Here is a 23,603-nt window from a genome sequence, read left to right as displayed (position 1 = left end):
GCCGCCGACGCAGACCTCCGGCCTCGGGGTTGCGTCCGCGTTCAGCCGGTATTCAGCCAACGCGCCCTACAGTCGCCTCACGTCCCGGTCGAACCGACCACGGGTGGCAGCGACGTCACCTCGCACACGACGAGAGGGGGATGGTCATGACTACCGTGCAGCTCGAGGCTGTGCAGCTCACCAAGCGGTTCGGAAACCGCACGGCGATCGACGGGTTGAGCATCACGGCACGACAAGGCGAGATCGTGGGACTGCTCGGGCCAAACGGGTCGGGCAAGACGACCACCATCCGACTGCTCACCACGGTGCTCGCGCCAACGAGCGGGCAGTTCTCGGTGGCGGGTGTTCCCTGCACCCGGCCCGGCGAGATTCGCCGACGGATCGGTGTACTGCCGGAAAGCAACGGCTATCCCGGACACCAGACGGGCCAGGAGTACCTGCGCTACCACGCGCGGCTGTTCGGCCACACCCGTCCAGACGCCGTGCTGGTCGCCGGGGGGCTGCTGGCAGAGGTCGGCCTGGCCGAGCGTGGCTCGTCGCGGATTTCCACCTACAGCCGCGGCATGCGGCAGCGGCTGGGCATAGCACGGGCGCTGGTCAACGATCCCGCTGTCGTGTTCCTCGACGAACCGACGCTCGGGCTCGACCCGGCCGGGCAGCGTCAGATGCTGGCGATGGTCCGCGAAATCGCCACAGGCCGAGGAGCCACCGTCATCCTCAGCACCCACGCCCTCCCTGACGTCGAGGAAATCTGCACGAACGTGCTGATCCTCCACAAGGGAAAAATCCTCGCCTCCGGCCCCTGCGGCGAGGTCACCCGCGCTGTCCCCACCCAGCGGTACGCGCAGATGCGCGTACCGATCGAGCTGGCCAGCCGGGCCCGGGACGCACTCGCGGGGATCGCCGGCCTGACGATGGAGCTGGCCGCCGAACGTCCCGACATACTCAGGTTTTCCGTCAACGAACGGTCGTCCGCCACACAGGGCGGCACGGAGACGGGGATGAATGGACCGCTGCGGGCGGTGCTGAGCGCCGACGTGCCGGTCCTTTCTTTCGAGGTCGAAGGCGCGCGGCTCAGCGCCACTTTCCTTGCGATGACCGGTGAGGGTGTCCGATGACGGCGGGTCCACGTACGCGCGTCCGGAACGCCGAGCCCAGCGCGGGCGCAGTGCGCGACAACAATCCGGGTTGGCGGGTTGTCGCCGAACAGGAATGCCGCGATCTGTGGGTAAGCGGGCGCGGCCCCGGGTTGGTCTTCGCGTTCAGCGTCGTCCTGAGCGTCATGACCTACCTTGCCGGCACCAACCAAGTGCTCAACTTCCTCGAGCAGCGCGAGGCAGTCAACCTCACCCTGCAGGTTACGGTCGCGGTCGGCGTCCTCGTCACACTGGTGGTCAGCGCCGACGCGATCAGCGGGGAGCGGGAACGGGGCACGCTGGAGAACCTGCTGCTCACGCCCGTCTCCCGCCGCGCCATCGTCATCGGGAAGATGGCCGCCGCGCTGTCGCTCTGGCTCGCGGCCTTCGTCGTGAGCGTGCCGTATCTATGGGTGCTCGGACGCGGAGTGTCCATCGTCGGGCAGGCGCTGCTGCTGGGCCTGCTCGTCGGCACGCTGCTGGCGATCGCGCTCGCCGCGCTCGGTCTGCTGATCAGCGCCGTGTCGAGCTCCAACAAAGTCAGCCTCGCGGTGAGCCTCTTCCTGCTGTTGGCGTTCTTCGCACCGACCCAGTTGCCCGGCGGCGCGCCGAAGGGCTGGTTCGGTGACCTTCTCGTCCGGCTCAACCCGATCGGCGCGGCGCTGCACTACCTGACGGCTGTGCTCGTCAACGGGCACGGCTGGACGCGGGACCTGTCCTACCTGATCTCTCCGCTACTCACCGCAGTACTGGCCGGGGGCGTCCTGGTTGCCGCCGGCACCCGGATAGTCAAGCTTCATGGAGGGGTGAGCGGAGCATGAAGACAGAGCTGGCCCTCGCCGGGCTGTTGCTGGCGCTGACGGCTCCAGTCGGCCTGACCGCTTCGGCGGCAGCCGCTCCGCCGCCACTGCCGGGCACCGTCGAGGTCGTATTGGAGCAGAGCCAAATCGACACGGTCGTTGGTGAGAGGTTGACGCTTGAATCCCGGGTGGTCAACTCGGGTAACGCGCCGACCGAACGGCTGGTAGCCCACTTCAACGTCGCGAGCCTGGACGGCGTCTACGTCGACCTCGAGGACTGGTCGGCGGACGTGACCCGGGAAGTTCCGCCGGTGGCGCCGAACAGCAGCATGTCGCTGTCCTGGCAGGTCCAGACCGTCAACACCGGCAGTTTCGACGTCTACGTCGTGCTCATGCCCGGCGGCGACGCCACGGCAGGCAGCGGCCCGCTGGTGGTGAGCCAGCCGGTACACGTGACGGTGGCCGGAAAGCGGACCCTGACCGCAGCGGGGTCGCTGCCGGTTGCCATCGTCGTTCCGGTCGTGCTCGGTCTGGTGGCCGCAGCTGCCAGATACCGCATTCGGCGTACGAGTTGACAGAGGAGGAACTCGTCCTCGGATTCAGGCGTGCCGAGCCACAGCTATCCGGCGCCAAGTCGACGCCGGTGGGCGTCCGGCCGCATCCAGGACCGGTTTCAGCACCGTCTGACAGGCGGGCGCGATCTTCGTTCGTCGGCACCGTGCTGCGCCATGATCCCCGCCGGCCAGACCCTGATAGGTGACGGTGGAACCCGAGACCTTCGGCGTCACGCCCTTGGCGGCGCCGACCAGGCCCAGCTCGATGCTGCGGCTGTCCCGCTCGAAACGCACCAGGTCATCCGAGCGGTCCGGCTTGTGAAGGTGTTGGTCCGGTTGCCCTGGACGTGTCCCTTGTCCTTGGTAGGGCGGACCGTTGTGTCGATCGGCTGGTAGCGGCCCTTGCCGTCCTTGTAGTGCAGCGGAACCGCCGAGATCTCCGCCTGCGTCCGCCCGTCTGAGAGCTGGTAGACACGGTTGTTGGCGGTGCGCTTGCCGGTCAGCTCCTTGACCCGCTTCTGCGATGGCCAGACCCTGGCCGGATTCCCGCAGGATCGACGGCCCCGGCGGTGGCCGGGTCGGAAATGGAGGCGGATGGGGCTCGGGTGCTGACCTGACAAGGGGTCAGGCGACCGCAGCCGTGCCGGCCACAAGGGCCCGCACGGCTGCGGGAGATGCGGACGTCGGGTCGCGGACGACGGTCAGTAACGGTCGAGGTTGGCGTACGGGCTGATCACGATGTGCGGCGACAGCGCCGGGTTGAGCCACCGCAGGACGGCCACCAGGTTGGTGTGCGAGAGGCTGACGCAGCCGGCGGTGGGGTTGCCGCCGCTGGTGCTGAACTCGTGCAGGAAGATGCCGCTGCCCGCGTACGGCACGGGCTTCGCCACGTTCGGCGGCATGTTGTACGTGATCACCGCGAAGTGCGTGTACGCGGGCGTCTCCTGCCACAGCGCCTCGCTGTAGCCGCCGGGGTTGGTGGCGCTGTGCTGGAACGTGTTGTAGAGCGCGGACTCGGGGTTCTCGTTCCACCAGTCGCCGCTGACAAGGCGGTGGTACGGGTAGCGCACGCCCGGGTTGGCCCCGATGCCGTACATGGTCGGGCCGATCGAGTAGACCCCGGTCGGGGTGGTGGGCACCCCTTCCACGTGGTTGTCGCTGAACCCCTTCGAGCCGACCCGGGCGGGCAGCGCGCCCGACACCCGCCGCCAGTGGCCCAGCACCTTGGCGTACGTCTCGAGGGTCGCGTAGGTGGTGGTGTAGCTGGTGCCGCCGACGACGATGACCTGCTGGCACTCCACCGGCAGCGTCCGCAGCTTGGCGGCGCGGTTGTTCGGGTCGACCCACATGCGCCGATCACTCGGATAGCGGGCCACGGTGGTCGTGGTGCTCCAGGCGTCCCGGGTTCCCGGGCCCGTGGGGGCCGCGGAGGCGCGGGCCGCGGGGGCAACGACGGCGGACGCCGCCGCGCCGGCGGCGGCAATTAGGAGTTTTCTCCGATTCATGCCGGACATCCTGGCAGCCGGCACACGTCCCCGTGGTCCCCTGGCATCAGATTCCCTGGCCCCTTGACGTCAAGCCGGGGTGGAGGAGGCGTGTCCGCTGGGGCGGGTCAGGACCGGGTCCGCAACTCCCCGATCCTGACCCCCAGCCGTCCGGCGTGGTAGCGGACATCACCGAATGAGCGCGCGGGCGTGGCACGCCGCCCACGCCGGGCTCACCACGGCGAGCCTGCCGCCTGCACTCAGCTCCACGGTGCCCAACTACCGGACTTCGGCGCGCCCCCGACTCACCCCGACGAGACGTGAGCGCCGGATCAGGTTAGGCGCGCGTCCGCGGGCCGGACAAGGACGAACCGGGTCCGAGCGAGCGTGATTGATGTCAAGGTGAAAAAGCGGCATGTCGACGTAACGCGGCCCTGCGGGCCAACGCTGTTCCCCGTCGAGGCGACCACCGTGCCGCGGCCCTCGCGCCGCCGCCCACGACCAGCGTACGGCTCAGAAGTGGAGCAGCAGCTCGGGGAACGCGGACAGCCGCAGCACACCCCGGTCGGCCGGGTCCAGCTCGGCGTGCTCCAGCACCCAGGTGTTGTCGTTGGGGATGAACACGGCGTTCATGCCGGCGGCGCGGGCGGGCAGGATGTCGGACTTCGGGGAGTTGCCGATCATCCAGGCGACGGCCGGGTCGATGTCGTGCTCCCGGGTCAGCCACCGGTAGGTGTCGACGTCCTTCTCCGGCACGATGTGGGCAGCCCGGAAGTGGTGCAGCAGCCCGGAGGCGTCGAGCTTACGCTGCTGGTCCTCGGGCTCGCCCTTGGTCAGCAGCAACAGCTCGTGCCGGCCGGCCAGGTCGTCCAGCGCCTCGGCCACCCCCGGCATCAGCTCCACCCGGTGATCGGCCAGCGCCGCCGCCAGCCCCTCGATCTCGCGCCGCTCGGCCTCCGTGGCGGGTCGCTGACGCAGCCGCTCCAGGCACTCGGCCAGGCTACGCAGGAAGACCTTGCTGCCGTAGCCGTGCGCGACCGTGTTGGCCCGCTCGATGTCGTCCAGGATGGCGCGGGTCTCGGCGCGGTCGAGCGTGGGGTGGTCCAGCCACTCCAGGAAGTCGTCGATCACCCGCTCGAACAGGATGTTGTTCTCCCAGAGCGTGTCGTCGGCGTCGAAGACGAGCACCTGCCCGCCGCGCCGGCGCGTCGTGTCTGCCATGGTTTCCTCCCGGTCAGCTTCTCGGCCCTGAAGGGGCCGAGCTTGCAGATCGTGCTCGATGCTGGCTGTATCGGTCACGCCGCGTTCGGCAGGCTGACTGCTGCCCAGTCCGTGGCACCGCGTGTGGCGATGTTGCGGGCTGCGTTCACGTCGGCGTGCTCAGCGAAGCCGCAGGACGTGCATCGGAAGGTGGATTGGTGGGGGCGGTTGGCTTTGGCGGTGTGCCCGCAGGTGGAGCAGCCCTGCGAGGTGTACGCCGGGTCCACGCGGACGAGAGGCAGCCCGACCCGGGCTGCTTTGTAGGCGATGAACTGGCCGAGTTGGTGGAACGCCCACGTGTGCAGTGTGACCCGCTGGGGCCGTCGGAGCCGTACCCGGTCGCGGATGCCCGTGAGGTTCTCCAGGGCGATGCCGCGGCCGGTGCGTTCGGCCTCGGTCACGATCTGCTTGGCGATGCGATGGTTGGTGTCGGCCGCGAACCGGGCTTCCTTGCGGCGGCGGGCCTTCAACAGCCGCTTGGCCGATTTGGTGCCGATGCGTTGAAGCTTGGCCCGTAGCCGCTGGTTTCGATGCCTGACCCGGTTGAGGCCCTTGCCGCAGTGCCGGGTCCCGTCGTTGGTGGTGGCGATGTTCGCGATGCCCAAATCGACGCCGAGGAACCCGTCAGGCTCTTTCACCTCAACATCAGGGATGTCACAGGTGGCGTGCAGGTACCACTTGCCGTCACGGTGCACCAGGTCGGATTCGCCCTTGCGGTGGGCGGACAGCACCGCGTACTGCTGCGCGGAGCACCCGAACCGGATACCGGCCTGCCGCCCCGCGATGGTCCAGATGGAGACCGTACGGGACCGGATCTGCCAGGACAGACAGCGGTCGTCGAACGCCTGCGCGGCGTCCCGACGGAACCCGATCGGCTTTCCCTCGGCCGTGCGGCGACGTTTCGACCCGGGCTTGCCGAGATTTCCGGCACGAATGTTGGCGTTCAGGGTGGCGTACGCGCCGGCGACCTTACGGGCAACATGGATCGCCGGCTGAGCCGACAAACCCAGAGCCTTCAAACGGCCGTAGGTAAGCCGCTGAAGCGCCTGCTTCCCGTGGATTCGTCGCTGGAACGCCTCCACCGAGACGAGATTCGCGGCCTCGTTGCACAGGCTCAACGTGTTCCGCAACGCCGCCTCCTGGCCAGCGTCGGGAAACAGGCGAACCTGCACAACAATTTTCACATCCACAGTCTCCCATTCTGGTCTATGTCACCCCGATGGACCCCAGCCCCGAATGTCCGCCGCGGCCGGAGCGTCGTGCACAACCTGCACGTACATCTTGTCTTCGTCACCAAACATCGGCGGGACGTGCTCGATGACGCCATGCTCACCCGGTGCGGGCACATCATGGCTGACGTGTGCGCCAAGCTCGGTGCGGACCTGCGGGAGTTCAACGGCGAAGACGACCACGTCCATCTCCTCGTCCACTACCCGCCGAAGCTACCGATATCGACCCTGGTCAACAGGCTCAAGGGCGTCTCCGCGCACTACCTTCGGCAGGAGTTCACCGGCCGGATCAACCGGCACATCATGCACGGCCACCTGTGGTCGCCGTCGTACTTCGCCGGATCGTGCGGTGGGGCACCCCTGGCCGTCATCCGCGAGTACATCGAAAATCAGAAGCGTCCAGGCGCGTGACGCGATTCCTCCCGGCCCTGAAGGGACCGGGATTCCTCGCTAGGCCACGTTGACGGCCGGCGCCACGATACTGCCCTCCGCCAGCCCGGTCATCCGGGTTCCGCCGGCCCGGCGCCCCTCACGCCGTCGCGGCGGAGGGTCACGGGCCGGCGAGCAGCCCGGCCACGGTCATCTCCTCCCGGCTGTTCCTGCGTCTCCGGGCGCAGCCGCCCGCCGCGGGTGAGCATGACCATGCCGTGCAGCAGGGCCTAGCCGAGCTCGGCGAGCGTGTCCGGGTCCCGGCCGGCCGCCAGCGGCGCCACGGCGGCGCGCAGCTCGGCGAAGGCGGCCGCGGCGCGCCCGGCGCCGGGTCGCGGCCGAGGATGAGGTCCGCGGTGTGGGCGAGCATCACGTCGCACACCTCCGGGTTGGCGTACACAGAGTCGAGGTAGGCCGTCACCACTCCCGGCCAGGCGCCGCGGTCGCTCCTGCCGGTGGCCCGGGCGGCGGCGAGCGCGGCGGCCAGGTCGGCGAAGCCACGCACCGCCACGGCGGACATGATCCCGCAACCCATGCCCCTGCGCGGGGCGGACACCCGGCGACGCGGTCCGCCCCCGGCACCGGTGCCGCGAGCCCGGCCGTCCCGGTGACCGGTACCCGGCGGGGCGCCGCCCGGTCAGCGGCGCAGGGTGAGGATCAGGTCGGCGACCAGCGCGGTCCAGCCGGTCTGGTGCCAGGCGCCCAGGCCCGCCCCGTTGTCGCCGTGGAAGTACTCCGGGAAGCAGATCAGGTCCCGCCAGTCCGGGTGGGTCTGGAAGAGCTGGGCGGCGCCGTAGATCGGTCGCCGGCCCCAGTCGTCGCGGGTGAACAGCGAGATCAGCCGTGCGGAGAGGTCGTCGGCGATCTCGTCGAGCGTCCGCTTCACCCCCGAGCGCGTCGGGTACTCCACCTGGAAGTCGTCGCCGAAGAACGTGGCGTAGTCGCGCAGCGCGCTGATCAGCAGGAAGTTCGTCGGCATCCAGATCGGGCCGCGCCAGTTGGAGTTGCCGCCGAACAGGCCGCTGGTCGACTCGGCCGGCTCGTAGCCGACGCTGAACTCCTGGCCGCCGAGGGTCACCGAGAACGGCTTGTCCAGGTGGGCCCGGGACAGCGTCCGCAGGCCGTATTCGGAGAGGAACTCGTCGGGGTCGAGCATCCGGGCCAGCAGCGGGACGATCTGCTCCGGGCCGACCATGGACAGCAGCCGGTGCTGGCGGCCGTCCGGGCCGAGCCGCCGGGCGCCGACCACGTCGGCGTACTCGGGGCGGTTGGTGAGGAACCAGCGCAGCCGGGCGCCCAGCTCGGGCAGCCGGTGCAGGGTACGCGCGGTGAGCCGGGTGGTGGCGGCCAGCGGCAGCAGCCCCACCACCGAGCGGACCTTCAGCGGCACCTTCGTGCCGTCGGCGAGCCGCAGCACGTCGTAGAAGAACGCGTCCTCGTCGTCCCACAGGCCCTGCTCGTACGCGGCGGCCGCGATGTAGGCGAAGTGCTCGAAGAACTTGGTGGCGGTGTCGACCCAGGTGCGGTCGTGCTCGGCCAGCACGATCGCGATGTCGAGCAGGTTGAGGGCGTACATGGCCATCCAGCCGGTGCCGTCGGACTGCTCCAGCACCCCCGCAACGGGCAGCGCCGCCGAACGGTCGAACGGGCCGACGTTGTCCAGCCCGAGGAAGCCGCCCTCGAAGACGTTGTTGCCGCCGGTGTCCTTGCGGTTGACCCACCAGGTGAAGTTGAGCAGCAGCTTGTGCATCGCCCGGGCCAGGAAGTCGTGGTCCCGGCTGCCGTCGATCTCGAACACCTTGAGCGCCGCCCAGGCGTGCACCGGCGGGTTCACGTCGCCGAACGCCCACTCGTACGCCGGGATCTGCCCGTTGGGGTGCAGGTACCACTCGCGGAGCAGGAGCAGCAGTTGCGCCTTGGCGAAGCCGGGGTCGACCCGGGCGATGCTGACGCAGTGGAAGGCCAGGTCCCAGGCCGCGTACCAGGGGTACTCCCACGGATCCGGCATGGAGATCACGTCGAAGCTGCTCATGTGCCACCAGGCGCTGTTGCGCCCGTGCCGGCGACCGGGCGGTGGCGCGGACCCCGGATCGCCCTCCAGCCAGCGCTTGACGTCGAAGTGGTAGAACTGCTTGCCCCACATCAGTCCGGCGATCGCCTGCCGGGCGACCAGGGCCTCGTCCGGGGTCGCCGCGGCCGGGATCACGCTGGCGAAGAACCGGTTCGCCTCCGCCCGCCGGGCCCAGACCACCGCGTCGAAGCCGTCGCCGAGGTCCGCCGGCGGGGGCGGGGTGCCGCCCGGCGGCGGGGCGGTACGGGTCAGCCGCAGCCGGATCCGCCGCTGCGCGCCGGCCGGCACGTCCAGCACGTAGTGCAACGCGCCCTTGGTGCCCTCCCGGGCCGGGTTGACCGTCGCGGCCCCGTCGACGACGTGGTCGTTGATGCCGTCCTTCGGGTAGCGGGACCGGCTGCGCAGCCCCCAGAGCCGCTCGGCGTTGCTGTCGTTGTCGCAGAGCAGCGGCGTGGGCTCGCCGTCGCCCTCCAGCAGCAGCTGGCCGAGCACCCGGTGCTCCCCCACCAGCCGCGACCCCTCCCCGACCAGCCGAGGCACCCGGTCGCAGCCGGGCAGCCCCCACGCCCAGGTGTTACGGAACCAGAGGGTGGGCAGCACGTGCAGGGTGGCCGCCCGGTCGCCCCGGTTGGCGACCGTGACGACGACGCACATGTCCGTCGGGGTCGCCTTGGCGTAGTCGACGGTCACCGCCCAGTACCGGTCGTCGTCGAAGATGCCGGTGTCGACCAGCTCGTACTCGGTGTCGTCCCGGCCGCGCAGGGCGTTGACCGCGACCAGCTCGTCGTACGGGAAGGCGGCCTGCGGGTAGTGGTACCGCCAGCGCATCCACGAGTGGGTGGGCGTGGAGTCCTCGTACCACCAGTACTCCTTGGCGTCCTCCCCGTGGTTGCCGCCGTCCCCGCCGAGGCCGAACATCCGCTCCTTGAGGATCGGGTCCTCGCCGTTCCACAGGGCGAGGGCGAAGCAGAACGTCTGCCGGTCGTCGCAGACGCCGGCCATCCCGTCCTCGCTCCACCGGTAGGCTCGGGACCGCGCGTGGTCGTGCGGGAAGTAGTCCCAGGCCGTACCGTGCTCGCTGTAGTCCTCCCGCACCGTCCCCCACGCCCGTTCGGACAGATAGGGACCCCATGCGCGCCAGTCCTGCTCCCCGGCGTCGGCCTGAGCCAGCCGGAGCCGTTCGGGGTCGGGCGCGCGGTCGTCGGGGGGCGGCACGTCGGTGATCACTCGCACATCTTCGACGCCGCCGGGGGACTTCACCACACGGGCCATTCTCGTCGTGGTCCGTCGCACGCCGCGGCCGGTGGAGGAAAGTTGATCGACGTTCGATTCGGTCCGCAGGTGTGCGGCGACCTGACCGGCGGGGCGACCCGGGAGTGGCTGGTCACCGACGGCCTCGGCGGGTACGCGATGGGCACCGTCAGTGGCCTGCGGACCCGCCGCTACCACGGCCTGCTGGTGGTGTCCGGTGAGACGCCGGCGTCCCGACGGGTGGGACTGGTCAGCCTGGACCCGACGGTAGTCCTCCCCTCCGGCGCGCGGGTGCGCCTGGGCGCGCACGAGTGGGCCTCCGGCGACGTCGACCCGCGCGGCTTCGAGCTGCTGGAGCGGTTCGACCTGACCGACGGCCTGCCCCGGTGGCGCTGGCGGATCGGCGACGTGGTGATCGAGCGGGAGCTGGCGATGACGCACGGCCGCCCGTGCGTGGCGGTGGTGCATCGGCTCGTCTCCGGCGGGCCGGTGCGGCTCGAACTGGCGGCGGCCTGCACCTGGCGGGACGCGCACGGCGAGCGCCGGGCCGACGGGCCGGCCCCGCGGGTGGAGCCGGTGCCGGGCGGGGCGGTGGTGGAGGGCGGTTTCCGGCTCGCCGGGTCGAACTGGACGCCGGAGGGCCAGTGGTGGCTCGGCGCGCACCACCGCGAGGAGGCGGCGCGCGGCCTGCCCCCCGACGAGGACCTCTGGTACGCCGGTCGCTTCTCGGGGAAGCTGGGCGGGCCGGGCGACACGGTGTCGGTGCTCGCCTGGGCCGGCGACCTGGCGCAGGAGCCGCCGCCGGCGACCGAGGTGGTGGCGGCGGCCCGGGCCCGTAACCGGCGGGTCGTGGCGGCGGCGAAGCCGGCGGACCCGGTCGAGGCGACGCTCGCGCTGGCCGCGGACGCCTTCGTGATCCGCGCCGGCAATGGGCCGGACGTGGTGGCCGGCTACCCGTGGTTCGGCGCCTGGTCGCGGGACACGATGATCTCCTACGAGGGGCTGTTCCTCTGCACCAACCGGGCCGACGAGGGCCGCGAGCTGCTGCGGGCGTACGCGGCGACGCTGTCGGAGGGGATGCTCGCCAACACCGCCGACACCGGCCGGGTGGAGTACAACACCGTCGACGCGACGCTGTGGTTCCTGCACGCGGTGAGCCGGCACGTCACCGTCACCGGCGACACCGACCTCGGCGACGAGCTGCTGCCCGCGTTGCGCGGGGTGGTCGACGCGCACCTGGCCGGCACCCGGTTCGGCATCGCCGTCGACCCGGCCGACGGGCTGGTCACCCAGGGCGGCACCCCGGGCACGGCGCTGACCTGGATGGACGCCCGGGTGCACGGGGTGCCGGTCACGCCGCGTACCGGCAAGCCGGTGGAGGTCAACGCGCTGTGGGTCAACGGGCTGGCCGGCCTCGCCGAGCTGACCGAGCTGGCCGGGCGGGACGCGACCGACCTGTGGCGGCTGCACGGGCGGGCCGTCGCCGCGTTCCGGGACCGGTTTCCCGCCCCGACGGGCTGGCTGCACGACGTGGTGGACGCGCCCGCGCCGGCGTACCCGCTGGGCGGGGCCGCGCACCACGACGACGACCTGCTGCGCCCCAACCAGTTGCTGGCCTGGTCGCTGCCGTACGCCTCGCTGGAGCCCGACGAGCCCACGCTGCGCCGGGTCGCCGCCGGGCTGCTCACCCCGCTGGGCCCGCGCAGCCTCTCCCCCGACTCGCCCGAGTTCGTCGGGCGGCACCGGGGCGGGCCGGCCGAGCGGGACGGCGCCTACCACCAGGGCACCGTGTGGCCCTGGCTGCTCGGCCCGTACGCCGACGCCGCCCGGCGGGCAAAGCTGCCGGTTGACGACCTTCTCGTGGGCATCGAGGCGCACCTGACCGAATACGGGCTGGGATCGGTGAGCGAGACCGCCGACGGCCTCCCGCCGCACGGCGCGACCGGCTGCCCGTTCCAGGCGTGGTCGGTCGCCGAGGTGCTGCGCGTGCGCCGCACCCGCCGGTAGCGCTTTACACGACCGCAACGGCGGCGTCCCCGCTGGTTAGCCAACCGCCAGGAGGATGGGTGCCGATCCGGTCGCGACACCCGACGGGCACCCTCCGCGATGCCGGCACGCGCGCTCGGAGACAACTCAAGGGGGCCGCCGCATGTCACCTGACGCCGACGTGATCGACATCCACCCCACCCGGCAGCAGCGGGTGCTGATGCTCTCCTGGGAGTACCCACCCGTGCTCGTGGGCGGGCTCGGCCGGCACGTGCACGCCCTGTCGGTGGCCCTGGCCGCCGCCGGGCACGAGGTCACCGTCGTCACCCGGCACGCCGACGGCGCGCCCCTGGAGGAGTACGCCGACGGCGTCCGCATCCTGCGCGCCGCCGAGGACCCGGTGACCTTCCCGCTGGCCACCTCCTCCCTGCTCGCCTGGACGATGGCGTTCAACCACACCCTCACCCGGGCCGCCCTGCGGGCCACCGAGGCCGGCTCGTACGACGTGGTCCACGCCCACGACTGGCTCGTCGCGCACACCGCCGTCACGCTCGCCGAGCACCTGGACCTGCCGCTGGTCAGCACCATCCACGCCACCGAGGCCGGCCGGCACCAGGGCTGGCTGCCGGAGGAACTGAACCGCACCATCCACGGCGTCGAGCACTGGCTGAGCAACGCCTCCGCCCGGGTGATCGCCTGCTCCGGCTACATGCGCGATCAGGTCACCACGCTCTTCGACCTGCCGGCCGACCGGATCGACGTGGTGCCCAACGGGGTCGACGACCGGGCCTGGCGGGCGCGCCCCGGGGCGGTCGCCTCGGCCCGCGCCCGGTTCGCCGGAGACGGCCCCCTCGTCGGGTACGCCGGCCGGCTGGTCTACGAGAAGGGCGTGCAGCACCTGGTGCACGCCGTGCCGCACCTGCGCGACCGACACCCCGGGCTGCGGGTGGTGATCGCGGGCGACGGCCCCTACCGCGGCGAGTTGGAGGAGGAGGCCCGCCGGCTCGCGCTCGGGCAGACCGTACGCTTCGCCGGCTTCCTGGACTCGACCCAGCTCCCGGCGCTGCTCGGCGCCACCGACGCGACCGTGGTGCCCAGCCTCTACGAGCCCTTCGGGATGGTGGCCCTGGAGGCGGCGGCGGCCGGCGCACCCCTCGCGGTGGCCCGCACCGGCGGCCTCGCGGAGATCGTCGAGCCGGGCGTGACCGGCGTGACCTTCCCGCACAGCGACCCGGGCGCCCTCGCCGGCGCGGTCGACCGGCTCATCGGCGACGAGGTCTTCGCCCGGCGGGTGGCCCGGCGGGCCCGCACCATGGTCGGCCGGCGGTACGGCTGGGCCACCATCGCGGCCCGGACCGCCGGCACGTACGCGACCGCCCACCGCGAGCACGGCCCTGCGCGGGCCCGGCGGGGCGCCGCCCGGCTCGGCGAGCCCCGGCCGAAGATCACCATCCCCGAGGGGAACCTCCTCACGGTCGGCGGCGCCGCCTGCTGAACCGGCCGGCACCGCAACGGACGGCGTGCCATCCCACCCCGCGCGACACGCCGTCCGGTGGCCGACAGAACGGCCCTGCCCGCCCGTCGGCACGCGATACTTCCTGGTGGCCCGGCATCGACCGGCACCCCCTCCCCGGCACCACCCTCTGTGGACCGTCCGGGTGATGCCCCTGCGCCACGCCGACGAACTACAGTGGCGTAGTTTTGGCGCTCAAGATCCCTGGGGAGGGCGAGCCGACATGATGGGACCGTCCCACGCGCTGTCCGGCGCGGCGGTGTGGCTGACCGGGTCCTGGGCGCTGGACCACTTCGCCAACTACCACCAGACCCCGCTGGAGCTCGCCGTCGGCACCGCGGTCTGCGCCGGCGGGGCGCTCTTCCCCGACCTCGACCTGTCCGGCAAGGTGACCCGCAACCAGGGCGGGGCCACCGTCGCCCGCACCTTCGGCGTGTTCTCGCTCTTCATCGCCGAGGTGATGGAGAAGATTTCGCTCGGGGTCTACTACGCGACCAAGCTCAGCAAGGACCCCCGCCGCAACAACGGCCACCGGACGCTGACCCACACCATCCCGTTCACCCTGCTGGTCGGCTGGGGCACCACCACGCTCTGCGCCGCGTACGGCAAGTGGGCGGTGATCGGCATCCTGTTCTTCATGTTCGGGCTGGCCCTGCGCGGGCTGTTCGACAAGTGGGCGGAGCGGGCCGGCTGGGTCATCGTGACCCTCGCGTCGGCCGGGGCGGCCTGGTTCACCTTCGCCAACCTGCCCGGCGACCGGGGCTACCCGTTGATCGGCACCGCCGTCGGGGTGGGCTGCTTCGTGCACATCCTCGGCGACATGATCACCCGGGCGGGCGTGCCGATCCTGTGGCCGATCCCGATCAAACGTCGGATGTGGACGCCGATCGGCCTGCCGAACAAGATCGCCCTGCGGGCCGGCAGCAAGACCGAGGTGATCGTCGTCCGGGCCGTGCTGACGGCGGTCTCGGTGCTCGCGGCGCTCGGGCTGGTCGCCCCGTCGGTGTTGCAGCGCTTCAACATCGAGGGCTGAGCGGCCCCCGGGCTGTCAGGACAGCGCCTCGGCGGCCCAGCGCACCAGCAACTCCAGCACCGGCCGGCGGCCGGCCATCATCTCCGCCTCGTCACGCGCGTCGTAGGTCGCGCTGATCGCGGTCCGGCCGAGCCGGCCGAGCATCATCGGCGCCAGCCAGAAGTACTTGGCCGCTCCGGTGAGCCGGACGGCCCGGACGACCACGGCCGGTGCGACGGCGCCGCGCAGCCCCTCGACGTAGCGGTCGACCACCGTGGCGGCCACCTCGTCGAGCAGGGCGACGTCGACCAGCCCGTCGAGGAAGGTGTCGAGTGCCAGGTTCGCCGCGTCCTCGCCGAGCGGCCCCGGCCCGACGCCCGACCAGTCCAGCAGCACCGGCCCGCCGTCGCCGAACACCAGGTTCATGGGCCAGCAGTCGTGGTGGCAGAGCGTGCGGGGCAGCGCGTCGGTGGCCGCCAGCACCTCGTGCCGCCGCTCCCACAGCGCGCGCAGGGCGTCGCGCAGGGGGCGCGGCCAGGCGCCGACGGCGACCGGGTGCTCCCACGGCACCGGGGCGGCCACCGGCCGGGTGAGTGTGTAGTCGCGCAGCCAGTCCCGCGCCAGCCAGTCCGGCGCCCGGCCGCCCGGCAGCAGTTCCCGCGCTTCGGGATCGCCGAGCCAGCGGGCGTGTCCTGCGCCGAGCCGGGCGGCAACGTCGCCGAGGTCGGCGGGCGTGCAGGCGATGCCCGGGCGTCCGGTCGCCTCGGCCAGCCACAGCGCCACCGAGCCGTCCGGCCGGTCGTCGACCGCCAGCGGCGTCGGCGCGGCCAGCCCCGCGTCGGCGTACGCGGCGGTGGCCAGGCCGCTGCGGTACGCCTCGACCTCCCGTCGCCAGTAGTTCCAGTGCCCCGGCTCGTCGCTGCCGGCCCAGTGCGCCGGGCCGGGGCGGCCGGGCGGGGTGACCAGCTTCAGCACGGCCGCTTGTCCGTCCCGGCGGGTGCGCCAGATGCCGCCGGTCACCCCGTTGAGCGTGTTGTGGATGAGCTGCTCGGCCGGCACGCCGGCAGGGACCAGGTCGGCCGGCGGTCGATCCGGCACGCCGGTCACCGTCAGGGCCGCTCGGCGTGGTCGGCCCGGCGGGCCGCCGGCACCGGGCCCTCGGAGCCGCCGGGCGACGGCTGGGCGGGCACGGTGCCGGACGGGTCGGTGCGGCGCCAGCGGGCGAGGAACCGGGTCGCGGCCGGCGAGCCGTGCACGACGGCGGCGTAGGCCACAACGGGGCAGAGCAGCGCCGCCGTCGTGAGCGGCCAGGCCAGCGCCGCGTCGGCGACGGCCGTCTCCGTGACCGCCGCGACGCCCCCGACGTACAGCCCGACGATCACCACGGCGACGGCGCAGGCCACCAGCGTGCGGGCCACCGGCCCGTGGCGGCTCGCGGCGGCGTCGGCGATCACGACGGCCGGCGCCACCGCCAGCGGCACGAGCGCGGCACCAAGCAGGGCGGCGACCAGCACCCAGAACGGCCCGGCCACCGGACTGCCCAGGGGGGCACCCGTGACCAGCGCCAACACGAACAGCGCCAGGTAGCAGACCGCCGCCTCGACGACGAACACCAGCCAGGCGGCCACCGCCCCGGCGACGTGCCGGGCCACCGTGCCGATCATGGAACCTCCCCGGTTGCGGACTCCCCCGGCCCGCGTCGGCGAGCGGCGCCGCGCCGCGCCGCGCCCGCCGACGCTATCGGAAGGACCGCCCGTCGTGCGTCCCCGCGTCGCGGTCGCACCTGACGCGAGGCACGTCGGCGACGGGCAGGAGCGACGTCACGCCCGGCGCTCGGGTGGGCGGCGGTGCGCGGTCACCCTGCCGGCTCGAAGACGACCCGTACGCAGCCGTCGAGCCTGTTCCTGAACAGGTGGTAGCCCTGCGGGGCGTCGGCGAGCGGCATGGTGTGGGTCGCGAGGTGTTCGGTGACGAGCTCGCCGCGGGCCATGCGCTCCAGCAGCATCGGGATGTAGCGCTGTCCGTGCTGCTGGGCGCCGCGCAGGGTGAGGCCCTTGTTCGTCACGGCCCCGAGCGGGAACTTGTCGACCGGGCCGGCGTAGCCGCCGAGGAGGAACACGCTTCCGCCCTTGCGGCAGTGGTGGATCGCCTCGCGGGCGGCGACGGGACGCTCCGATTCGAGGCGCAGCTGCTGCTTGACCTGGTCGAACAGGAATTGCGGGCCGCTGCTGCGGGCCTGCATGCCGACGGCCTCGATGCACACGTCGGGTCCGCGTCCGCCGCTGCGTTCCCGCAGTTCACCGCCGACGTCCTGGGTCTGGTGGTCGAGCGTCTCCACCCCCAGGTGGTCCCGCACCATCCGCAACCGGTCCTCCATCCGGTCGATCACGACGACGCGCTCCGCGCCGAGCAGGACGGCTGCGCGTGCCGCCAGCTGTCCGACCGCGCCGGCGCCCCAGACGGCGACCACGTCGCCGGCCCTGACGCCACCGAGGTCGGCGCCCATCCAACCCGTCGGGGCGGCGTCGGAGGCGAACACGGCCCGCTCGTCGCTGACGCCGTCCGGGACCGTGAAGGCCCCGTGGTCGGCGTAGGGGACGCGGACGTACTCGGCGTGGCTGCCCGCGAAACCGCCCAGGGCGTGCGAGTAGCCGTAGCACCCGCCCGGCGCGAAGCCCCACCCGCCCTCGGTGACGGCCGGGTTGGTGTTGCCGTTGTCGCACAGCGAGAACTGCTGTTGCCGGCAGTACCAGCAGCGCCCGCAGGCGACGAAGGAGCAGACCACCACGCGGTCGCCCACCCTGTGCTCGCGCACCTGCGGGCCGACCTCGACCACCTCGCCGAGGAACTCGTGGCCCAGCACGTCACCGTGCTCCATGAACGGGATGTAGCCGTCCAGCAGGTGCAGGTCCGAGCCGCAGGTGGCCGTCTTCCGTACCTGGACGATCATGTCCTGCTCGTTGCGCAGCTGCGGATCCGGCACCCGCGTCACGGCGAGCTCGTTGGCGCCCTGCCACACCAACGCCTTCACGGTCGCCTCTTCCGGCGCCGACCAGGCACAGTCACCGACGCCGGTGGGCGGGGCATCTAGACGCCGACCCGCTGGGGCGGGACCGTCAGCCCGTAGAGGGCCATCAGCTCCGGGCTGTCGACCCGGCTGCCGTCGGCGACCGAGTCGCAGGAGATGTCGACGATCTGGTCCTTGTGGGCCAGCAGGTAGGGTCGGGCGCCGACGTCCGCGCTGGCCAGGGTGGCGATGCCGGACCAGTGTCGGCGCCCGAACAGCATCGGGTAGCCGCGCAGCCCGGCGTACGTGGCGCAGACCAGCACGTCGGGGTACGGCAGCGCGGTCACCCGGCGGACGGCGGCGGCGGTGAGGCCGGGCATGTCGACCGGGACGACCACGACCGCCTCGATCCCCTCGTCGTCGAGCGCGGCCAGGCCGGCCCGGATGGACGAGCCGACGCCGGTGCCCCACGCCCGGTTGATCACCACCGTGGCCCGGCTCAGGTCGGCCGTCTCGCGGACCTGGTCGGCCGCCGCGCCCAGCACGACCACGATCTGCTCGCAGCCCGCCTCGGTCATCGTGTCGATCATCTGGTCCACCAGCGGCTTCTCCCCGTGGTGCAGCAGGGCCTCCGGGCCGCCGATGCGGCGTCCCCCGCCCGCGGCGATGATCATTCCTGCGATCCGGTTCAGCTGGGCCCCCTCCACCATGGAGCGGACCGTGCCGCGAGGCACGGCCCGCTCCGTCGTACGGACATCGGGAGCAACGAGGACGAGGCGAGCCGGGTAGCGGGGCGAAAGGGGAAAATAGTGCAACTGTTACCAACCGGCAACCCCGCTGGACCGCCCGCGGCGGACTGTGCGGCCGGTCAGGACGACGCCCTCGCGGCGGCGACCGCGACCGGCATCGGGTCACGGGGTGGACGCGGGAGCAGGCGGGCAAGGTCGCCGTGGGTCTCGGCGAGGAACCCGCCCGCCGTGGCGGAGTAGATCGACATGAGCATCGCCGGCTGGAAGGGCAGCAGGCCCGGGCCCGCCAGCGCGGCACGACGCTCGCCCAGCGACACCGGACGGTAGGGCACCTCCAGCGCGGCGGCGAGACCGGCTGCCGTGAGCGCGACGGGCCCCGTCAGCTCGTATGTACGGTGGCGGTGCGCGGCGGGGTCGGCGGCCACCCGCACGGCCGCGTCGGCCAGGTCCTGCCGGGCCACCGCCGCTAACGCGCCCGCGCCGAACGGAGCGGTCACCGCGCCGCCGACGGGGGCGGCCAACTGGCCGAACAGCTCCGCGTAGAGCCCGTTGCGCAGGATCGTCCAGCCCAGCCGGCTCTCCTGCAGGCGGCGCTCCGTCCACCGGTGCGCCAACGCGAACGCCAGGTGGTCGCCGGCCCCGACCAGGCTCGTGTAGACCACGTGCTCCACCCCGTGCCGCTCCGCCGCCGCGACCACCCGCTCGTGGCGGGCGATGACCACGTCGTCCTCGCCGTAGCCGGCGGAGACCAGCACCAGGACGCGTACGCCCGCGAGGTCCGGCCCCGCCGGGTCGTCGAAGTCCACGTGCCGCCCGGCGTCGGCGAAGCGGCCGGGGGTACGGGTGCCGGCGAGCGGGGCCAGGCCCCGCTCGGCCAGACCGGCGTGGATGAGGGAGCCCAGGTGCCCGGAGGCACCGGTGACCAGCAGCATGAGACGAACCTTCCGCGTGGTACCGAATCGGAACTAACCTCATCGTCGGGAACCACGGAACCGGGCACAAGGAGGCACTTCCATGTCGGCAGGGCACACGGCGGTAACCGACGCGCTGGCACCGTGCGGGCTGCCCGAGCACCCGGACTGCGGAATCCGCGACGTGCTCGACCGCATCGGCGACAAGTGGTCGGTGCTCGCGATCGTCGAACTCTCCTCCGGCGTCCGGCGGTTCCGGGAGCTACAGCGGGGCATCCACGGCATCTCCCAACGGATGCTCACCCTGACCCTGCGCCGCCTGGAACGTGACGGCCTGGTGGTGCGCACCGCGTACCCGACCGTCCCGGTGACCGTGACCTACGAGCTGACCGAGCGCGGCCGGAGCCTGACCCACCTCGTCCGGCAGCTGGCCGACTGGTCGCTGGCGCACAAGGACGCGATCGCCGAGTCCCGTCGGGCGTGGGACGCCGCCAACCCCGGATCCGCCGTCTCCTGACCGGCAGGCCCCGTCACGCGGCGTCGGCGTAGCAGTCGACGACGGACAGATCCAGCGGGAAGCGGACCGGGGTGTCGCCGAAGAGCAGGGCGGCGGCCCGCTCGCCAGCGCGGGTGACCGCCTCGGCGACCGCGCCGGCCTGCTCCGCCGGACAGTGCACGATCACCTCGTCGTGCTGGAAGAAGACCAGCTCGGCACGGGTGCCGGCGAGCCCGCCGCGCAGCGTCGCCAGCAGGGTCGAGGCCCACTCGGCGGCGGTGGCCTGGATGACGAAGTTGCGGGTGAACCGCCCCCGGGACCGGGCCGCCCGGGCGCGCGGCGACTGCGGGTCGCCGCCGCCGTCGGGGTCGGCCTCCTCGCCGTCGCCGAACCCCGCCGTGCCGGGCGGGCAGGTGCGCCCCAGCCAGGAACGCACGAGCCCGCCAACCTCGCCGGTGCGGGCGGCCGCCTCGACGTAGCCGAAGGCGGTCGGGTAGTTGCGCCGCAGCACCGCCAGCGCCGGCACCGCCGACCCGCCGGTCTGCCCGTACATGGCCCCGAGCAGGGCAACCTTGGCGCGGGCCCGGTCACCGGCGAAGGCGTCCTGGGCGAGGGCGGCGTAGAGGTCGCCGGCGCCGCCGGCCGCGGCGAGCCGGGCGTCGCCCGAGACCGCGGCGAGCACCCTCGGCTCCAACTGGCCGGCGTCGGCGACCACGAGGCGCCAGCCCGGGTCGGCGACCACCGCCCGCCGGATCACCTTGGGGATCTGCAGCGCGCCCCCGCCCCGGGTGGCCCACCGGCCGGAGACCACCCCGCCCGGGACGTACTCCGGCTGGAAGCGCCCGTCGCGCACCCAGGCGTCGCGCCAGGACCAGCCGTGCGCCGTCCAGATCCGGTACAGCTCCTTGTATTCCAGGACCAGCGGCACCGCCGGGTGGTCCACCCCGCGCAGCACCCAGGCGCGGGTGTTGGGCAGCTCCACGCCGGCCCGGGCGAACGCCCGCAACAGCTCCGCCGGGGAGTCGGCGTGCAGTTGGCGTACGCCGAACGCGGCGGCGATCCGGGCGGCCAGCTCGGCCAGCCGGCGGGGCGGGCCGCCGACCGGGGACGGCTCGCCGAGCAGCTCGGCGAGGATCTCGTCGTGCACCTCGGCCCGCCAGGGCAACCCGGCGGCGCCCATCTCCACGGCGATCAGCGTGCCGGCCGACTCGGCGGCGACCAGCAGCCGGAACCGGCCGGGGTGCTCGGTCGCGGCGATCCGGGCGAGCTGGTCGGCGTACACCCGGGTCAGCGCCTCGATGCCCGGGCCCGGCGGGCCGGGCAGGGCGTCGAAGAGCGCGCCCTGGCCGTGGCCGGGCGGCGCGGCCGGGCGCGGCGGCGGATCGGGTGGGACAGGCCCCCCGGTGAGCCGGGCGTGGGCGGCGGCGAGCGACCGCGGCTCGCCCCAGCGGCCGGCGTGGCCCAGCAGCAGGGCCTCGGTCAGCTCCACGTCGTGGCAGCGCTCCACCCGCACCCCGGCGCGCAGCAACGGGGGATAGATCGTCGCGCCGGACGCCCAGACCCAGCGCGGGTGATCGGCCCGCTCGCGCGCGGCCACTGCGGCGGCCAGGTCGGCCGCCGGCTCGACCGGGCCGGCAGGAGCCCCGGCAGCGTCGAGGGGTTGCAGGGCTCCCCCGCCCCGCTCGTCCGACACCACCGCCACCAGCACGAACGCGATTCTGCCTCGTTCCTACGACACTTCCTGCGGCCCACCCCACCGCCACAACGTCTATTGCGGTGACCGCGCGGGTGGGCGGGGCTGGCTGCCGGAGCGGTTGGTGGACGTGGCTGCGCTCCGGCGCGTCGGTGAGCGGTAGGAGGTGGCTACCACAGAAGTCAGGCAGAGCGCGGCAGCTGCGATGAGTGACGGACGGCTGCCGAGGTGAACAGTTGCGGAGCCGAGCGGAATCGCCAGAGCGATCGGCCCGAACATCACGGTGTTGGCCGTCGCGGCGACTCGACCGAGCAACGCCGACGGTGTGTGCGTCTGCACTGCGGTCACTGCGGCGACCAGGGTCCAGGGCAGGCCGATGCCGGCGACCACCGAGGCGGCAACCGTGACCGGCCACCAGGGCAGGCAGCGTGCCAGGCAACCGGCTGCGAACAGCACCGTGCCGGCGGCGCCGACAGCAACTGGGCCCCGGCGAGCGATGAGTGGGCCGACGAACAGTCCGCCGACGATGGATCCGGCGCCCTGGGCACCGGCCAGGACGCCGAGGAACGCAGTCGGCAGGCCGAGCACCCCGATGACGATCGCGTAGACGGCCGCGGTCGTGAAGCCGGACATGGCAATGGACACCGCTGCGAGCGCGACGGTGACCCGCATCGCCGGTTGCCCGAAAAGGATGACAATCCCTGCGCGGAGGCCGCGCTGCCGCTCCTGGGGAAGGTCGGTTGGCGTACGGGTCAGTCGCACCCCCGCGTACAGGATGGCGACCAGGACGGGCATGGCCGCGCTGAGGACGGCCACCACGTGACCGCCGTGCCATGCGTAGAGGCCCGCGCCGGCCAGTGGAGCCACGAGCTTCATGCCTTCCTGAGCACTCGAACGCCAGCCGTTGACATGGCCGAGTTCCGCAGGTGACAGCGATGACGGCAGCAGCGCGGTCTCGCCCGCGTCAATCAACACATAGCTGAGCCCGTAGGCGCACGAGACCGCGAAGATCAGCCAGGTTTCGCCGGGCCCCCGCACCGCGAACAGACTCAGCAGGACGGCGGCCAACGTGAGGTTGACTGCGATGATCAGGGGTCGCGCCGGCGCCCGGTCGAAGAGACCTCCCAGCCACGGGCCGGCAAGTACAGGGGTATACACGCAAAGCCCGGCGAGGGCCGCGAGGCTGCTGGAACCGGTGAGGTCAAGGATCCAGATCCCGGCTACCAGGGACATGGCGCTGCTACCAAAGCCCGACAGCAGCGATATCGCCACGAACAGTCCGGCATTGCGGCGCACGAGGCCTCCAAGGTTGAGCCGAGGTGACTCATCCTCTTTCTTGAGCCTCAGCAAGGCAATGCAGCTGGCGAGTGTCAAGCTTTCATTGACAGCCCCGCATTCAGGTTCGCGGCGACCGCTCGAACGGGCCTTGGCAACCGTTCGAGCCCCGCCTCGGCGAGGTCGACGGCGACATGCGATGCCAGCGCGTAGAGCGAGCCCGGAGCGGCATCGAGGGCGACCTCTGCCGTACTACGTACGAGCGCCGCCCGCCGGAACCGCGTATCCCAACCTCGATCCACATCGATCCAGCGCTGAAGCTCCGCAATCGCGGTCCGCAACGCCGCGATCCGCGACGAATAGTGAAGATCGCGGTCCTGCCGCCGGGACCACCGGGCTGCCGCCAGACGTTGGCGGCGCTGCTCCGCGGCCTGCCGACTACCGAGTCCCAGCGCGGCAGCGATCTGCGCCCACGTAGCACCCTTGTAGCGGGCGCGGTCGATAAGCTCCAACTCTTGCTCGTCGAGTTGGCAACGGGCAGCTCGGATCTCAGCCAACTGACCCATCTCCGGTGTCACACGTCAACGCTACGTCGACGGTGGAAACGGGTCGATGCGGCGACAGCCGGATCGTTGACATCCTCTCCGCCCTGAAGGACGGAGATTCCCTCCACGCTGCGCGTGGAACACGCGGCGTCCGGGTGGGTTCCCGCTTCCCTGCGCGCCGCCGGCACGAGTGCCGGTCTTA

General features: G+C 72.4%; 22 protein-coding genes. 8 read left to right on the top strand and 14 right to left on the bottom strand.

What is annotated here, in order from left to right; translation table 11 throughout:
- Positions 1-146 precede the first annotated feature (146 nt).
- The 3 genes from ACZ6O2_RS27630 to ACZ6O2_RS27620 are packed head-to-tail and all read left to right on the top strand — an operon-like array spanning position 147 to position 2,511.
- Positions 147-1,118 (top strand): ABC transporter ATP-binding protein, encoded by a 972-nt coding sequence (locus ACZ6O2_RS27630; RefSeq protein WP_350711169.1) that lies wholly within the window; start codon positions 147-149, stop codon positions 1,116-1,118.
- A complete protein-coding gene (locus ACZ6O2_RS27625) occupies positions 1,115-1,957 on the top strand; it encodes an ABC transporter permease subunit (RefSeq protein WP_466024903.1) in 843 nt (280 codons plus the stop codon). Before ACZ6O2_RS27630 ends, ACZ6O2_RS27625 begins: the two co-directional genes overlap by 4 nt.
- Positions 1,954-2,511, top strand: coding sequence for a hypothetical protein (locus tag ACZ6O2_RS27620; RefSeq protein WP_466024902.1), 558 nt, complete (start codon positions 1,954-1,956; stop codon positions 2,509-2,511). Before ACZ6O2_RS27625 ends, ACZ6O2_RS27620 begins: the two co-directional genes overlap by 4 nt.
- A 24-nt stretch (positions 2,512-2,535) precedes the next feature.
- On the opposite strand, the gene ACZ6O2_RS27615 is transcribed toward ACZ6O2_RS27620, so the two are convergent.
- The 4 genes from ACZ6O2_RS27615 to ACZ6O2_RS27600 all read right to left on the bottom strand — a co-directional run bounded on the left by ACZ6O2_RS27615 (position 2,536) and on the right by ACZ6O2_RS27600 (position 6,424).
- The gene (locus tag ACZ6O2_RS27615) at positions 2,536-2,784 is read right to left on the bottom strand and encodes a hypothetical protein (protein ID WP_466024901.1); all 249 of its coding nucleotides are present in this window, start codon (positions 2,782-2,784) and stop codon (positions 2,536-2,538) included.
- Between the two features lie 407 nt (positions 2,785-3,191).
- Entirely contained in the window at positions 3,192-3,995 is an 804-nt protein-coding gene (locus ACZ6O2_RS27610) for a L,D-transpeptidase family protein (protein ID WP_466024900.1), read from the bottom strand.
- A gap of 492 nt (positions 3,996-4,487) precedes the next feature.
- Positions 4,488-5,195 carry an HAD family hydrolase gene (locus ACZ6O2_RS27605; RefSeq protein ID WP_357703915.1) on the bottom strand — a complete coding sequence of 236 codons (708 nt, stop codon included), beginning with the start codon at positions 5,193-5,195 and terminating at the stop codon, positions 4,488-4,490.
- A 74-nt stretch (positions 5,196-5,269) separates the two neighbouring features.
- Entirely contained in the window at positions 5,270-6,424 is a 1,155-nt protein-coding gene (locus ACZ6O2_RS27600) for an RNA-guided endonuclease InsQ/TnpB family protein (RefSeq protein WP_466024899.1), read from the bottom strand.
- Positions 6,425-6,442: 18 nt separating this feature from the next.
- Here ACZ6O2_RS27600 and tnpA point away from each other — a divergent pair, with 18 nt between their 5' ends.
- Entirely contained in the window at positions 6,443-6,874 is a 432-nt protein-coding gene (tnpA, locus tag ACZ6O2_RS27595; protein ID WP_466024898.1) for an IS200/IS605 family transposase, read from the top strand.
- Between the two features lie 139 nt (positions 6,875-7,013).
- Here the strand turns inward: tnpA and ACZ6O2_RS27590 are convergent, their stop codons facing one another.
- Positions 7,014-7,412, bottom strand: coding sequence for a hypothetical protein (locus ACZ6O2_RS27590; RefSeq protein WP_466024897.1), 399 nt, complete (start codon positions 7,410-7,412; stop codon positions 7,014-7,016).
- 117 nt (positions 7,413-7,529) lie between these two features.
- Positions 7,530-10,235: an MGH1-like glycoside hydrolase domain-containing protein gene (locus ACZ6O2_RS27585; RefSeq protein WP_466024896.1), complete on the bottom strand. Its 2,706-nt coding sequence runs from the start codon at positions 10,233-10,235 to the stop codon at positions 7,530-7,532.
- 42 nt (positions 10,236-10,277) lie between these two features.
- Here ACZ6O2_RS27585 and ACZ6O2_RS27580 point away from each other — a divergent pair, with 42 nt between their 5' ends.
- The 3 genes from ACZ6O2_RS27580 to ACZ6O2_RS27570 all read left to right on the top strand — a co-directional run bounded on the left by ACZ6O2_RS27580 (position 10,278) and on the right by ACZ6O2_RS27570 (position 14,746).
- The gene (locus ACZ6O2_RS27580; RefSeq protein ID WP_466024895.1) at positions 10,278-12,221 is read left to right on the top strand and encodes an amylo-alpha-1,6-glucosidase; all 1,944 of its coding nucleotides are present in this window, start codon (positions 10,278-10,280) and stop codon (positions 12,219-12,221) included.
- A gap of 142 nt (positions 12,222-12,363) precedes the next feature.
- Positions 12,364-13,695: a glycosyltransferase family 4 protein gene (locus ACZ6O2_RS27575; protein ID WP_466024894.1), complete on the top strand. Its 1,332-nt coding sequence runs from the start codon at positions 12,364-12,366 to the stop codon at positions 13,693-13,695.
- Between the two features lie 241 nt (positions 13,696-13,936).
- Complete coding sequence (locus ACZ6O2_RS27570; RefSeq protein ID WP_350711186.1) at positions 13,937-14,746, top strand: metal-dependent hydrolase; 810 nt, start codon at positions 13,937-13,939, stop codon at positions 14,744-14,746.
- Positions 14,747-14,761: 15 nt separating this feature from the next.
- Here ACZ6O2_RS27570 and ACZ6O2_RS27565 read toward each other — a convergent pair whose 3' ends face one another.
- The 5 genes from ACZ6O2_RS27565 to ACZ6O2_RS27545 form a co-directional block, all read right to left on the bottom strand.
- The gene (locus tag ACZ6O2_RS27565; RefSeq protein ID WP_466024893.1) at positions 14,762-15,823 is read right to left on the bottom strand and encodes a phosphotransferase; all 1,062 of its coding nucleotides are present in this window, start codon (positions 15,821-15,823) and stop codon (positions 14,762-14,764) included.
- Positions 15,824-15,834: 11 nt separating this feature from the next.
- Positions 15,835-16,389: a hypothetical protein gene (locus tag ACZ6O2_RS27560; protein WP_466024892.1), complete on the bottom strand. Its 555-nt coding sequence runs from the start codon at positions 16,387-16,389 to the stop codon at positions 15,835-15,837.
- Positions 16,390-16,580: 191 nt separating this feature from the next.
- Entirely contained in the window at positions 16,581-17,756 is a 1,176-nt protein-coding gene (locus tag ACZ6O2_RS27555) for a zinc-dependent alcohol dehydrogenase (protein WP_466024891.1), read from the bottom strand.
- A gap of 56 nt (positions 17,757-17,812) precedes the next feature.
- Positions 17,813-18,406 carry a nucleotidyltransferase family protein gene (locus ACZ6O2_RS27550; protein WP_350711214.1) on the bottom strand — a complete coding sequence of 198 codons (594 nt, stop codon included), beginning with the start codon at positions 18,404-18,406 and terminating at the stop codon, positions 17,813-17,815.
- A 194-nt stretch (positions 18,407-18,600) separates the two neighbouring features.
- On the bottom strand, positions 18,601-19,413 hold the full coding sequence (locus ACZ6O2_RS27545; RefSeq protein ID WP_466024890.1) for an NAD(P)H-binding protein: 813 nt from the start codon (positions 19,411-19,413) through the stop codon (positions 18,601-18,603).
- An 82-nt stretch (positions 19,414-19,495) separates the two neighbouring features.
- Between ACZ6O2_RS27545 and ACZ6O2_RS27540 the strand changes: the two genes are divergently transcribed.
- Positions 19,496-19,909 (top strand): winged helix-turn-helix transcriptional regulator, encoded by a 414-nt coding sequence (locus ACZ6O2_RS27540; RefSeq protein WP_466024889.1) that lies wholly within the window; start codon positions 19,496-19,498, stop codon positions 19,907-19,909.
- Positions 19,910-19,922: 13 nt separating this feature from the next.
- Here the strand turns inward: ACZ6O2_RS27540 and ACZ6O2_RS27535 are convergent, their stop codons facing one another.
- From ACZ6O2_RS27535 to ACZ6O2_RS27525, 3 genes are all read right to left on the bottom strand, one after another.
- Positions 19,923-21,596: a bifunctional 3'-5' exonuclease/DNA polymerase gene (locus ACZ6O2_RS27535; RefSeq protein WP_466024888.1), complete on the bottom strand. Its 1,674-nt coding sequence runs from the start codon at positions 21,594-21,596 to the stop codon at positions 19,923-19,925.
- Between the two features lie 60 nt (positions 21,597-21,656).
- Positions 21,657-22,877: an MFS transporter gene (locus tag ACZ6O2_RS27530; protein WP_466024927.1), complete on the bottom strand. Its 1,221-nt coding sequence runs from the start codon at positions 22,875-22,877 to the stop codon at positions 21,657-21,659.
- Between the two features lie 74 nt (positions 22,878-22,951).
- Positions 22,952-23,434 carry a hypothetical protein gene (locus ACZ6O2_RS27525; RefSeq protein ID WP_350711199.1) on the bottom strand — a complete coding sequence of 161 codons (483 nt, stop codon included), beginning with the start codon at positions 23,432-23,434 and terminating at the stop codon, positions 22,952-22,954.
- Positions 23,435-23,603: the final 169 nt, after the last annotated feature.

The organism is Micromonospora sp. NPDC048040 (assembly GCF_055587185.1).
The sequence above is the reverse complement of the archived record's forward strand: the minus strand, read 5'-3'. Positions and strand labels throughout refer to the sequence as shown.